10 protein-coding genes are annotated in these 13,166 nt (G+C 47.1%); 7 read left to right on the top strand and 3 right to left on the bottom strand.

Going from position 1 to position 13,166, the window contains the following annotated elements; genetic code table 11:
* Positions 1 to 39 precede the first annotated feature (39 nt).
* Positions 40 to 1,833, bottom strand: coding sequence for an ABCB family ABC transporter ATP-binding protein/permease (locus tag CBP12_RS10705; RefSeq protein WP_086964417.1), 1,794 nt, complete (start codon positions 1,831 to 1,833; stop codon positions 40 to 42).
* A 109-nt stretch (positions 1,834 to 1,942) separates the two neighbouring features.
* Between CBP12_RS10705 and zntB the strand changes: the two genes are divergently transcribed.
* Together zntB and CBP12_RS10695 are read left to right on the top strand one after the other, a co-directional pair.
* On the top strand, positions 1,943 to 2,908 hold the full coding sequence (zntB, locus tag CBP12_RS10700) for a zinc transporter ZntB (protein ID WP_086964416.1): 966 nt from the start codon (positions 1,943 to 1,945) through the stop codon (positions 2,906 to 2,908).
* 104 nt (positions 2,909 to 3,012) lie between these two features.
* Positions 3,013 to 3,552, top strand: a complete 540-nt coding sequence (locus CBP12_RS10695) for a glutathione peroxidase (protein WP_086964415.1) — start codon at positions 3,013 to 3,015, stop codon at positions 3,550 to 3,552.
* A 95-nt stretch (positions 3,553 to 3,647) separates the two neighbouring features.
* Here the strand turns inward: CBP12_RS10695 and CBP12_RS10690 are convergent, their stop codons facing one another.
* Positions 3,648 to 5,189 (bottom strand): TerC family protein, encoded by a 1,542-nt coding sequence (locus CBP12_RS10690; protein WP_086964414.1) that lies wholly within the window; start codon positions 5,187 to 5,189, stop codon positions 3,648 to 3,650.
* A 387-nt stretch (positions 5,190 to 5,576) separates the two neighbouring features.
* On the opposite strand from CBP12_RS10690, the gene CBP12_RS10685 reads away from it, so the two are divergent.
* From CBP12_RS10685 to CBP12_RS10675, 3 genes are read left to right on the top strand one after another with little or no spacing between them, the layout of a single operon-like run.
* Positions 5,577 to 6,323: a 5-oxoprolinase subunit PxpA gene (locus CBP12_RS10685; RefSeq protein ID WP_086964413.1), complete on the top strand. Its 747-nt coding sequence runs from the start codon at positions 5,577 to 5,579 to the stop codon at positions 6,321 to 6,323.
* Positions 6,320 to 7,054, top strand: a complete 735-nt coding sequence (gene pxpB / locus CBP12_RS10680) for a 5-oxoprolinase subunit PxpB (protein ID WP_232455057.1) — start codon at positions 6,320 to 6,322, stop codon at positions 7,052 to 7,054. Before CBP12_RS10685 ends, pxpB begins: the two co-directional genes overlap by 4 nt.
* Positions 7,051 to 7,980 carry a 5-oxoprolinase subunit C family protein gene (locus CBP12_RS10675; RefSeq protein ID WP_086964412.1) on the top strand — a complete coding sequence of 310 codons (930 nt, stop codon included), beginning with the start codon at positions 7,051 to 7,053 and terminating at the stop codon, positions 7,978 to 7,980. The genes pxpB and CBP12_RS10675 overlap by 4 nt, the downstream gene beginning before the upstream one ends.
* A gap of 143 nt (positions 7,981 to 8,123) precedes the next feature.
* Here the strand turns inward: CBP12_RS10675 and CBP12_RS10670 are convergent, their stop codons facing one another.
* Positions 8,124 to 9,506, bottom strand: coding sequence for an NAD(P)-binding domain-containing protein (locus tag CBP12_RS10670; protein ID WP_086964411.1), 1,383 nt, complete (start codon positions 9,504 to 9,506; stop codon positions 8,124 to 8,126).
* Positions 9,507 to 9,854: 348 nt separating this feature from the next.
* On the opposite strand from CBP12_RS10670, the gene CBP12_RS10665 reads away from it, so the two are divergent.
* Both CBP12_RS10665 and CBP12_RS10660 read left to right on the top strand, forming a co-directional pair.
* Positions 9,855 to 11,396 carry a phospholipase D family protein gene (locus CBP12_RS10665; protein WP_198341798.1) on the top strand — a complete coding sequence of 514 codons (1,542 nt, stop codon included), beginning with the start codon at positions 9,855 to 9,857 and terminating at the stop codon, positions 11,394 to 11,396.
* 101 nt (positions 11,397 to 11,497) lie between these two features.
* The gene (locus CBP12_RS10660) at positions 11,498 to 13,072 is read left to right on the top strand and encodes a phospholipase D family protein (protein WP_086964409.1); all 1,575 of its coding nucleotides are present in this window, start codon (positions 11,498 to 11,500) and stop codon (positions 13,070 to 13,072) included.
* The last annotated feature ends 94 nt before the right edge of the window (positions 13,073 to 13,166 follow it).

Raw genomic sequence — 13,166 nt, 5'->3', positions numbered from 1 at the left:
CTACCTAGGTAACGGTTGAGGGGATACTGATTAAAAAATTTACGTTTGAGATTGGCGCTGAATGTGCCAAAGCTTGGCATAGCGCCCTTGTTGCGCTAATAACTGCTGATGGTTTCCTTGCTCCACTATACGCCCTTGATCCATGACTAAAATATGATCCGCATCCACTATGGTGGATAAGCGATGGGCTATCACTAGGCTGGTTTGCCCACGCGACACTTCGCTAATGGCTTGTAAGATACTTTGCTCAGAGCGGCTATCTAGCGAAGAAGTCGCTTCATCAAATACCAAAATAGCGGGGCGTTTTAAAATAGTGCGCGCAATCGCCACTCGTTGTTTTTCACCGCCGCTTAATTTAAGACCACGCTCCCCCACTAAGGTATTAGCGCCCTCGGGTAGGCGGGCAATAAAGTCACTTAAATGCGCCATGCGAATAGCGGCTAACACTTCCTCAGTACTGGCTTCAATACGGCCATAGTGAATATTGTCAAAAATAGAGGCATTAAATAGCACCGTATCTTGGGGCACTATGCCTATTGCTTGGCGCAATGACGCTTGGGTGACATGGCGAATATCTTGGCCATCGATTGAAATGGCACCCGCATCTACATCATAAAAGCGAAATAATAACTTAACTAAGGTCGACTTACCGGAGCCACTGGCGCCCACTACCGCTACTTTTTGTTGAGGACGCACCCAAAAGCTAACGTCTTTTAAGATTTCCCGCTCAGGAGTATAACTAAAGTGTACTTTATTAAATTCAATGGCCCCTTGGCTGATGCGCAAGTCTTTATGGACCGGCGCATCATTAATTAACGGCTTACGGCGCAATAAGGCAAACATACGCTCCACATTAGCCATAGAGCCTTTCATTTCTCGATACACAAAGCCTAAAAAATTAAGCGGTAAAAAAAGCTGCATCATAAAGGCATTAATCAGTACAAAATCACCCAGCGTCATGGTCCCAGCCACCACATTTTGGCCTGCTAATATCATCATAGTGGTCATGGCCACGGCAATAATTAGCGCTTGCCCGCCATTAAGCGCAAATAAGCTTAGGCGATTATTACGCCGTGCTATCTCCCACTGTGCTAGGTCTTGATCGTAGCGCTTCGCTTCATAGGCTTCATTAGTAAAATATTTAACAGTTTCAAAATTAAGTAGGCTGTCTACGGCGCGGGTATTACTTTGCGAGTCAGCCAAATTAGCGGCACGTACATATTCGGTTCGCCAATCGGTGGCAATCACCGACCACGCGATATAACACACCACCGCAATAAAGGTTACTAAGGCAAACCAAATTGAATAGTTAGCTAATAACACCCCAATGACCATGGCAATTTCAAAGAGGGTCGGCACTATATTAAACACCATAAAGCGCAGTAAAAAACTGACCCCCGACACGCCGCGTTCAACGTCGCGAGATAAGCCACCGGTATTGCGATTAAGATGAAAGTCTAACTCTAGGCGGTGCAGATGTTTAAACACCGTTAAACCAATACGGCGCATAGCACGCTCGGTTACCCGCCCAAATAACGCATCGCGCACTTCTCCTAATAAGACATTGGCAAAGCGCACCACGCCATAAGCCAGTAATAAGCCAAGCGGTAGAATGAGCACTTGAGCATTGCCCTCGCCGCCTTTATCCAAGGCATCGACTATATACTTAAGAATAAAAGGTAAGCCTACACTGGCGACCTTGGCCGCGATTAAGCACAACAGTGCTAAAAAAATCCGCACGCGATACTCAAGTAAATAAGGCAGCAGAGTGCGCAATGTTTGCTTATTAAAACGCTCATCAGGGGTATCGGGATTAAAAGAACTGCGGCGCATGCATCACCTAGCTATAAAAAACGGGAATGGCGCTATCATACCTGCTTGTTTGTAGTGAGGGCATGTAACAACTCCTCTTTATTTATTAACGCTCTAGGAGTGCTATCGTATGGAACACGTGCCGGCGCGCTGTATTTATAGCCTACAACTTAACGGCACTGGCGGCATGCAAGCCCTCGCGCCAGGCTCAGCTTTAACGGAGGCTAAAGCCACTTGGCTGCATTTAGATTATGGCCAAGTAGCGGCCAAACATTGGCTCTTACACACCTCGTTATTAAATGAAGCGGCTAAAGAGACGCTAGTAGGACAAAGTAATCGCCCTAAACTATTACGTTATGGCGATAACCTGCTCTTAGTCTTAAGAGGCATTAATCATAATGAAGTTAACCGCCCTGAAGAAATGGTGGCGCTGCGCATTTTTATTAATGCCAAGCTGATTATTAGCAGCCGCCAACGCCCCTTACTCTCTGAACAAGACCTCTATCAACAACTGCAAGAGCAAGCCGGCCCACTCACCACTGCAGATTGGCTGGTAGAAATGTGTGACACGCTAACAGATCGCGCCGGTGAGTTTGTCGATTCGTTACACGATGATATTTTAGCGCTCGAAGAAACAGTGCTAGAAGGTCAGTTGCCTGCCAGTGGCCAACTTAGTCGGATTCGTAAGCAATTAATTTTAATTCGCCGCTACCTTTCACCACAACGTGATCTGGTAGCGCGTCTAGCCAGTGAAAAAATCAGCTGGCTGGCAGAGGACGACCGACGCCGCCTGCTCGATATTGCCGAGCGGTTACACCGCTGGCTGGATGACTTGGATACAGGCGTGGCGCGCAGTGCCATTTTGGCCGATGAAATTAATAATATGATGAGTGCTGCTACTAATAAACGCGCTTATCAAATCTCTATCTTGGCGTTATTATTTTTACCCGCTACTTTTTTAACCGGCTTATTAGGCGTTAATCTTGCCGGCATTCCAGGCGCAGAGAACCCGCATGCATTTTGGACTTTTTGTGCCATTTTGGGCAGCTTAGGCGGGGCATTAGCATTATGGCTTAAAGCGCGACGTTGGTGGTAGGCAAGCTTAGTGCAAGCAAAATGACTGACACTGGGTCTACTACTTAACGAACCTAAAGGATGGCGATAGCTTTAAGTCTTTGTTATGCCCATGAGGAAAGTGCCATGAAAAAATTAGTAACTGGACTGTGCGCATTATTACTTTGCCCGCCCCTGCTAGCAGCTAGCCCTAATACTTCAACATTGTATGACCATCAATTACCTAGGCTGCATTCTAGCGACACACTGGATCTGCGCCCTTTTGCTGGCCAACCGATGTTAATCATTAATACTGCTAGTTTTTGTGGCTTTACCGGTCAATTTGAAGGCTTAGAAGCGCTACATCAAACCTATAAAGATCAAGGTTTAAAGGTGGTAGGTTTTCCTTCAAATGATTTTCGCCAAGAAGCCAAAGATGAGGCGAAAGCGGCAGAAGTCTGCTTTGTTAACTTTGGGGTCACCTTTGATATGAGCCAACCCATAGCGGTGCGCGGCAAAGACGCGCACCCTATTTTTAAAGAAATTGCTCGTCAAAGTGGCAAGGCACCGCGCTGGAATTTTTATAAATATGTGCTTAATAAAAACGGCGCAGTGACGGCAGTTTTTTCAAGCTTAACTAAGCCAGACGATCCTAAATTACAGGCCGCGATTGAGGCGGTATTATAATTAGGGATTAGGGATTAGGGAAAAATCAATCAAACTTAGGTGATAAACAACGGCGCCGAAAGACGCCGTTTTGCAAGCACTAGTGACGCAACAGCTTAGCTTGGCGTATCGAGCAACGAAGAGATACGTACTTGGGCGATACGAAACTCATCCAGCTCTACCACTTCAAAGCGTAAGTCTTCATGTTCAAAGATGGCTCCCTCTGTCGGCAGCTGCCCACTCCAGGCTAACAGCATGCCGGCCAGAGTGGCATACTCTTCTTCGGGATCCACGAGTCCACGGCGCGATAACACTTGCTCCAGATAATGTAAGTCGGTGCTGCCCTTTACCAGCCAAGCATCCGCTACAACCACCACTTCAGGGTCCTCATCTTCATCAAGCATCTCGCCCACTATGGCTTCTAGGACATCATGGGGAGTCACTAAGCCTTGTATGGTCCCAAACTCATCGTTGACCAGTATTAAATTACCTCGGGCTTCGCGTAGCAAATTCAACAGCCGGATCACACTAATACTATCAGGCACTATGATAGAGTGATGACCTTGCGCCAGCTCGGCTAACTTTTTACCCTCTTTTAAGCCCGCCATCAGATCTTTGGCGCGCACCACACCCAATAAATTATCTAGCTCTGCATCGCATACCGGAAATTGGCTATGAGATGACGCCATTAACTGCTCAATAATTTGTTCGCGAGTATCAGCAATATCTAACCACGCAATATCAGAACGCGGCGTCATTACGGTGCGCGTAGAGCGCTCCGCTAGCGATAACACGCCGCTGATCATATTACGTTCTTCTTCAGCAAAGCCCAGCTCCTGCTCTGGGTTGGGCTCAACGTCTTGCTCCGCATCCGCAGCCGATTGTCCGCCCATGAGTTTAAAAATAGCCGTAGTGGTGCGCTCTCGTAGCGGCAAGCGCGCTTGAGCTTTAGTAGAGTTGCGCTTAGCCCACTGGTTAAAAAACTCAATTAATACCGAAAAGCCAATAGCCGCGTATAAATAGCCTTTAGGGATATGATAACCAAACGCTTCTGCCACTAAGCTAAAGCCTATCATCAACAAAAAGCTTAAACACAGCACGACGACGGTAGGGTGCGCATTTACAAAATCGGTGAGTGCTTTTGAGGCCAATAACATCACTATCATGGCTAAGATAACGGCCGTCATCATCACGCCTAGGCTATCAACCATGCCCACAGCAGTAATAATTGAGTCCAGTGAAAATACCGCATCTAACACTAAAATTTGCGCTATCACCACGCCAAAGCCGGCATACACTCCGCTTTGAGTGGCTTCATGACTCGTATCTTCTAAGCGCTCGTGCAATTCGGTTGTGGCTTTAAAGAGTAAGAAAACACCCCCAGCCAGCAAGATTAAATCTCGACCAGAAAAGCTAAAGTTATACCAAGTGATTAAAGGGCTGGTGAGGGTAACCAACCAAGACACTACGCTCAATAATCCTAAGCGCATCACCAGCGCCAACGACAAGCCAATTATTCGCGCTTTGTCACGCTGAGGCGCAGGCAATTTTTTCACTAAAATGGCAATAAATACTAAGTTGTCGATACCTAAGACAATTTCTAGTAATACCAGGGTCAGTAAGCCCGCCCACAACGAAGGATCCGTTAAAAATTCCATATTGACCTCTTAGTCGCTTAAGGCAAAGCCATTCATTAATCGCGTAATTGAGCTGACACTCATAGCGGCATTAAAGGAGTGGGAGGGGATAAAAAAAGTGGCGCCTGCCCCAGACAGCGGCAAGAGAACAGAAAGGGTTAAATCATTACGATGCAAGCAACTTCGCGAGCCATCCATAGGCCATACCGGGTTTAGCCGGACCTCTTAATTAAAATGAAAGCATATCATAAGCTCAAAAACGCCACTGGCAAGGTTATTTGTTTACCTTTTAACCTTTTTAGGTCCCTCTTCTGTTTAAGTACCCTGTCTTATAAACGCCGCGGCTACTGTATCAGGCCTAAATGCAGGGTAAGATTGATGCTAGATACAGTGAAAGGAGTAAGGTGCATGGCAAGGTTATGGCTGAATGCCGATGTAGGGGAGAGTTTTGGACATTGGCAGCTAGGCCAAGATGGCGCGCTGATGCCTTATCTCGACTTAGCCAATATCGCTTGCGGTTTTCATGCCTCCGACCCCACTAACATGCGCACCACCTTACAGTTAGCGCACCAACATAATGTAAAGATTGGGGCTCATCCGGCTTATCCCGATCTGGTAGGCTTTGGCCGCCGCTCACTGGCCTGCACGCCTGCTGAGATAGAAAACATGGTGCTGTATCAGTTAGGCGCACTGGCTGGTTTGTGTCGCGCTCAAGGCACCGAGTTAAGCTACGTCAAGCCCCACGGCGCCCTGTATAACGATATGATGCGCGAACCCGAAAAGTTGGTAGCCGTCATGCAGGCGATCGCGCACTTTGATCATCATTTACCACTAATGCTGATGGCCAAAGCTAATAATCAAGAGGCACGTGAATTAGCGCAGCCCTTTGGACTGCAGCTGTGGTTTGAAGCCTTTGCCGATCGTGCCTATCACGACAACGGTAATTTAGTATCGCGCCAATGCCCTGGGGCAGTATTAACAGCGCCCACCCAAATTATTGAGCAAGCAAGACGCTTGGCTTTAGGCGAGCCATTAATGACCTTAGAGGGCAGTGCCTTATTGCTGCAGGCAGATACTTTGTGCGTACACGGCGACAACCCAGAGTCTATTAAGGCGGTGGCGGCTATTCGCCAGTTACTGGACAACTTAGGATGAAGCTATTACTAACGCCTATGCCGCGCCTTGAAAACGCGGGCATGGAGGCGTGGCTAGTACGCCTCTTTGATACCCTAGATGAGCGCAATATGCCTTGGATTTCCTCCTTGGTAGAGGATGTTCAGCATCAATTTGGGCCGTACTTAGTCGATATAGTGCCCTCCTATACCACGGTATTAGTGCAATTTGATGCACTATTGCTAGATCATGGTAAAGCGCGCCAATTATTAGAACACATAGTAAGTGAGCTCACGCTCCCCTTAGCAAAAGAGCTTAAATCACGCGCCGTTATTGAGCTGCCAATTTGGTATCACTTAAGCGTAGGCCCTGAATTAGCACGTTTAAGCGCGCACACCGGCTTAAGCGTGCCCGCCCTAATTGACTTACACAGTGCACCGACTTATTGCGTTTTTGCGCTAGGCTTTGCGCCTGGTTTTGCCTTTATGGGCTCGCTACCCGAGCCGTTAGCGCTAGCGCGCTTAACTCAGCCTAGAGCGCAAGTTCCTCAAGGAAGCTTAGCTATTGCGGGGCGCCAAACGGCTATTTACCCAACCGCCACTCCAGGTGGCTGGAATATTTTAGGTCGTTGTCCCACGCCATTATTTAATTTAGCAAGCGCCTCTTTAAGCCTATTACAGGCAGGCGATCGAGTGCGTTTTGTACCGATTGACCAAGCGCAGTTTGTACGCTTAGGCGGAGATACTACGCCGCTAGCAAAGGCGCCGTTATGACAGGTTACTTAACAGTGATAAAGGCCGGCCCCTTAACCACCCTACAAGATGCGGGGCGTTTTGGCGTACGCCACTTAGGTATTACTCAAGGGGGGCCTGTGGACCTACAAGCGTGGGGCTGGGCAAACTGGTTGCTTGCCAATGCTTGGGGCAGCCCTGCTTTAGAGGTGACCTTAGGCGGGCTTACTGTCATAGCCGAGCAAACTTGTTATTTAGCGTTATGCGGCGCCGATATGCAGGCAAGGCTGGACGGTGAGCCGTTAGCTAATAATCGCGCCTTTCAGATGCAAGTAGGGCAAGAGTTGGTACTCGGCATGGCGCGACAAGGGCTGCGCAGTTACCTTGCTATTGCAGGCGGCTTTAAAGCGCCGCCCATACTCAACAGCGTGGCGACGGTGCGTCGTGAGCAATTAGGTGGCCACCACGGGGATGGCAGCCCGCTTGCACCCCTTCAGCGCTTAGCCTTTACAAAGAACGCACAATCTTTGCCCATCCGAGAGCTGCCCAAGGCCGCCCTGCCCGATTATCGCCGCCCTCCTGTCTTAGAGCTCATTCCTGGCGCTCAGTTTCGCTTTTTTGATAATCAAAGCTTATTGCATGTGATTAACCAACCCTGGCGAGTGGATCCTAACTCCGATCGCATGGGCGTGCGCTTACAGGGCCCTATTTTGCACTGCTCTATTGAAAACTTAATCTCAGAAGGGTTAACGCTGGGCGCCGTACAGGTACCACCTAATGGTCAACCTATTATTTTGCTTAATGATCGCCAAACCATTGGTGGCTACCCGCGCTTAGGCAGCTTAACTCCGCTGGCCTGTGCGCGATTAGCACAGTGTCCGCCTGGGCAGCAGCTAAGGATCAGCCTATGTACTGCCAGTCAAGCACAAACTCAATATCGTACCTTTAGGGCTGCACTAGATAAATAGCGAGCAGAGTCAGATTTACAATACCCGCTGTTTCTACCTCAAGCACATCCTGTACCACCAAAGCTATCAAGCAAAAAACGTGCTGGATAAGCGCCCATAAAAAAGCCTGCCATTTAGGCAGGCTTGTTAAGCAAACGCCATGCTTAATCGACTTTATCTAGCTCATTAGCTTCAATAAAATCAAGGGACATAAAGCTCTCTAAAGAGTCATCTTTAATATCTAACCAAGACGCGGGTAATTGCGTGGCCAAGGTGCCGGTTACAGTAGAGGCGTACACGTTTTCTCTAAAGGCCATAATGTCGGCTTCTTTATCACGTAGCCACTGCTTAAATAATTCAGCCTGCGCTTCAACTGCAAAATCTGGGTAGTCGGTAGCCTCTAATAAGTCACGAATATAACTGGCTTGAAAATCGATTGCGTCATTACAGCCGGTAAGTTGTTCATGGCGCGCTAGCCAGCTTTGCATATCCTGCTGGCGCTGTGCGGCCGCAGGCAAGGCTATCTGGCCTAAGATGACATCTCTGGCATACCACGCTTGGGCGTCAAACATATTAAAGGTGTAATACTGATCCTGCATGCCCAAATAAATAAGCTTAGGATTAGATTGAAAGAAAACCCCTTTATACAGATTGTCTGGATATAAGCAGTTATGGGTTTGCAAACGCAACTCATCGGGTAAAAACGGAAAGTGAAACAGATAACCGGTACACATCACTACCGAGTCAAATTGCTTACTACTGCCATCACTAAAATGCCCTACATTACCTTCTAAGCGCAGTAATAAAGGCCGCTCACTCATTCCCTTTGGCCAATCAAAACCGATAGGGTTAGTGCGATAACTAATAGTTACCGACTTAGCGCCGTACTTAAAGCACTGTGAGCCGATATCTTCTGCGGAGTAACTGGCGCCGACTAACAACACATCTTGGTTAGCAAATTCTAGCGCATCTCTAAAATCATGAGCATGTAACACTCGCCCAGGAAACTGCTCTAGACCTTCAAAATAAGGCATATTGGGCGTTGAAAAATGGCCAGTGGCAACTACGACATAGTCAAATTCATCGGTTTCTTGTTTGCCAGTTCTATGATTCATGACGGTAACAGTAAATAATTTGCTGCTTTCGTCATAAGTCACCCAACGCACTGGGCATTCGAAACGTATGTACTTAGAAATGGCCGCTTTATCGATACGCCCCATAATATAATCTTTGAGCACAGCACGTGGCGGATAAGAAGGGATGGCCTGACCAAAATGCTCGTCAAAAGAATAATCTGCGAACTCTAAGCATTCTTTAGGGCCGTTAGACCATAAATAGCGATACATACTGCCGTGTACAGGCTCGCCATTTTTATCTAAGCCGGTGCGCCAAGTGTAATTCCACATGCCGCCGATGTCGTTTTGTTTCTCAAAACACACTATCTCTGGTAGGTTTTTTACCCCAGCTTGGCGCGCAGCTTCAAAGGCACGCAACTGAGCTAAACCGCTGGGCCCTGCGCCCAAAATCGCTATTTTCTGCTGTTTCAAAACAAGCTCCTTTAGAACTGTAACCTTATCATACTAAAGGATTTAGCTGTTGATTTACAAATATTTGTGGCATTTTGGCTCAATAATAGCCAGATGAGTCAGACTATTATGGTATTAAATCCGTGCTTTTAGCTGCCTTATTGCCACTCATTAATGCGTAAAATTATACTTTATTAGCAGTAAATTCTCTGTAGGTTAGTAGGCGCCAACCTTTCATCAACCTGTTAATTAGCAACGACTTAACTTACTGCCTGCTAGCCTAATAATTTATCCTGTCTTAGTTTCTTATCTTTAGTCTCATGAGCTGTTTATACTGAGGTTATGCGAAGCACTCACCTAGAAGCTGCTATGAACCATTATGCAAAACGATTATTGTCGCGCTTTCGAGCTTGGTTTGGCGTCCCCGAACCACAGCCCGAGCCTACTCCTTTTGAGCCGCGCAACTCTAAGTACACGCGCTTAGGCCAAGGCATTATGAAAGCCACTGCAAAGCAACAAGGCAGCTCGGGCTTTTTTATTCTTAATAATGCCCTAGATGCTTTCGTGACTCGTTTATCTTTAATGGAAGCCGCCGATCAAACGCTGGATGTACAGTATTACCTGTTTCACCGAGATGCCACGGCCAAGCTGTTTACTTATTATTTATTACGCGCCGCCGATCGAGGCGTGCGGGTACGCATGTTGCTGGATGATTTTGGCCATTATGGCCAAGAGCGTTTATTTAGAGCCCTAATTAAACACCCTAATATTTCTATTCGTTTATTTAATCCCTTTAACAATCGGCGCTGGCGTTATCTGGATTTTTTAACGCGCTTTTCTAAAATTCACAGACGCATGCACAATAAGTCATTTACCGTGGATAACCAGGCCGCCATTATCGGTGGGCGAAATATAGGTAACGCGTATTTTGGCGCCGATAAATATGCCAGTTTCAGTGATTTAGATGTGTTGGGCGTAGGACAGTTCGCCCAAGATGTTGGCGCCAGTTTTGATATATATTGGCATCATAGCTTAGCGGTACCGATGCAAAATTTAGCGCGCAAACGCATCGCCCCCTCGTTAAAGAGAGTACGACGCAGGCTCGCCTTTAGCAGTCATAATAAACACAGTCGTGATTACTTAGCGCGTTTAGGTAATTTAAAGCTGGTAGAACAACTGACTCAGGGGAAGCTAGCACTACGCTGGGCAGAGGCAACGTTAGTGTATGATCATCCCGATAAGCTACTCAATGGCTGGGAAGATACGCGCGGTCATTTGTCTGCAAGCTTAGAGAGCATTTGGCAGTCGGTCACAACAGAAGCGCTGTTAGTGTCGCCTTATTTTATCCCTGAAGACAGTGGCGTAGAAAAGTTAGCCGCTTGGGTGGCAGCGGGGGCGAAAGTGACGGTATTAACCAATTCATTAGCCGCCAATGATGTGCCCTTAGTCCATGCTGGGTATGCAAAATACCGCCAGCCCATGTTAGCGGCAGGCGTCGCTTTATGGGAGCTACAACCTAGTAGTAAAAAAGCGCGTAAAAGCCGACGCCGACGCGGCCTTCCTAGCTCATCAAAGGCCAGCTTACATGCTAAAACGCTGGTATTTGATCGTAAAACGCTGTTTATCGGCTCACTTAATTTAGACCCCAGATCCCTTAATCTCAATACTGAAATTGGCGTAGTAATTAATAGCGAACGCTTAGCCGAATACGTGAGTGGAGTGTTTTTAAATGAATTGCCCGAGCACGCTTGGCGCTTACACATTAATAAAGACTCACGCCCACTCCTTAATTGGCTCGACGAGTCCGATCCCAACGCCATCATTCGCTATCATCATGAGCCAGAGGCTAGCCTATGGAGTCGCATTCGCGCGCGCTTGTTTGGTTACTTACCCATAGACGCCTTTTTGTAGCATATAACCCTATCTGGTCGCTCAAGTTGAGCGCCAAAATGAGTTATCTAGTCGCTAGGCTGCGATACACTTAAGCTTAATTTTTATAAAAAGACGCCGCTATGACCGCTAATTTTCACGTGTTTTATCTAAGCCTTATCTTATTGCTGAGTAGTTATTTAAGCGGTTGTGGGGCGCAAGCGCAAGTTTATCGCCCTATTAGCTCGGCATTTAGCGATACTCAAGACACGCGCCTTGGCCAAGGCATAGCGCAAGAGGCAAAGGCTCAAACAGCCAGCTCTGGCTTTTACTTATTAAGTAATGGTTTAGATGCTTTTGTAACGCGTTTGTTATTAATGGAGGCGGCCGATAAAACGCTAGATATTCAATATTATCTGTTTCATGACGATGACACCGCCAAGCTTTTTAGTCATTACTTATTACGCGCCGCAGACCGCGGAGTGCGAGTGCGCTTACTACTCGATGACTTTGGCCACCATGGTCAAGAAAAGTTGCTTGCCGCCTTAGCGCAACATCCTAATATCTCAGTGCGCTTATTTAATCCTTTTAGCAACCGAGTGATGCCTTACTTAGACTTTATCACTCGCTTTAAGCGGGTAAACAGGCGGATGCACAATAAGTCATTTATTGCCGATAATCAGGCCGCTATTATTGGCGGGCGTAATATTGGTAATACTTACTTTGGCGCCGATGAGCACACCAACTTCACTGACTTAGATGTATTAGGGGTGGGAAGTTTTGCGCCACAGGTATCTGGCGCTTTTGATCTCTATTGGAACCATGTTTTATCAAGCCCCGTTCAGCAATTTGAACAAGGCCAAGGAGCCACCGCTCTCACTAAGGCGCGCCAGCAACTGCATAGCGCCATGAACAGTGAGCGCAGCCAAACTTATCTAGCACGACTTGCTTCGCTGCAATTAGTCGAGCAATTAAAACAAGGTTCGTTAGCGTTTCACTGGGCCGACTTTAGCCTAATTTATGACACGCCAGATAAAATTCTTAATGCTAGCGATAATACCCACGGCCATATGGCGCCTGCGCTTAATGCCTTACTTAGTGAAGTCGAAAACGAGGCATTGATCGTCTCGCCCTACTTTATTCCTGGTAACAATGGGGTAAGTCGTTTTGCAAGTTGGATTGACGCAGGCGCCAAAGTTACGATTTTAACTAACTCGCTTGCCGCAAATGATGTGCCGGCGGTGCACGCCGGTTATGCCCGCTATCGTAAGCCATTAATAACAGCAGGCGTAGAGCTGTGGGAATTACGACCCAGTGCCAGTGCGCTTAAAAATAACAGTTACAAAAAAGACTTACCCGGCTCATCACGTGCCAGTCTACATGCTAAAACCATGATTTTTGATCGCGATACTTTGTTTGTGGGCTCTATGAATTTAGACCCCCGTTCCATTAATTTAAATACCGAAATTGGGGTACTTATTTATAGTAAAACGTTAGCTAGCACAGCCAGTACCACTTTTTTGAATGATCTTCCCGAGCATGCATGGCACTTAGATGTAATATCTACTAAAGCATGGTGGGGCAAGCGCGAACGTTTAATATGGCGAGATGAGTCTCACCAGCCCGCAACTCTTATTAGCCACGAGCCAGAAGCTAGCCAGTGGCGGCGTTTTCAAGTGTGGGCTTTTGGCTATCTCCCTATCGAAGGCATGCTTTAACAGCTAGCCGTCCGCTGTAAGCTAATTTCTAAAGACTCAATATTTTTTTGCCACTCAATACACGGAAAATTAAGATTAAGCACCTAGATAACGT

The organism is Oceanisphaera avium, assembly GCF_002157875.1.
GTDB lineage: Bacteria > Pseudomonadota > Gammaproteobacteria > Enterobacterales > Aeromonadaceae > Oceanimonas > Oceanimonas avium.
The sequence above is the reverse complement of the archived record's forward strand: the minus strand, read 5'-3'. Positions and strand labels throughout refer to the sequence as shown.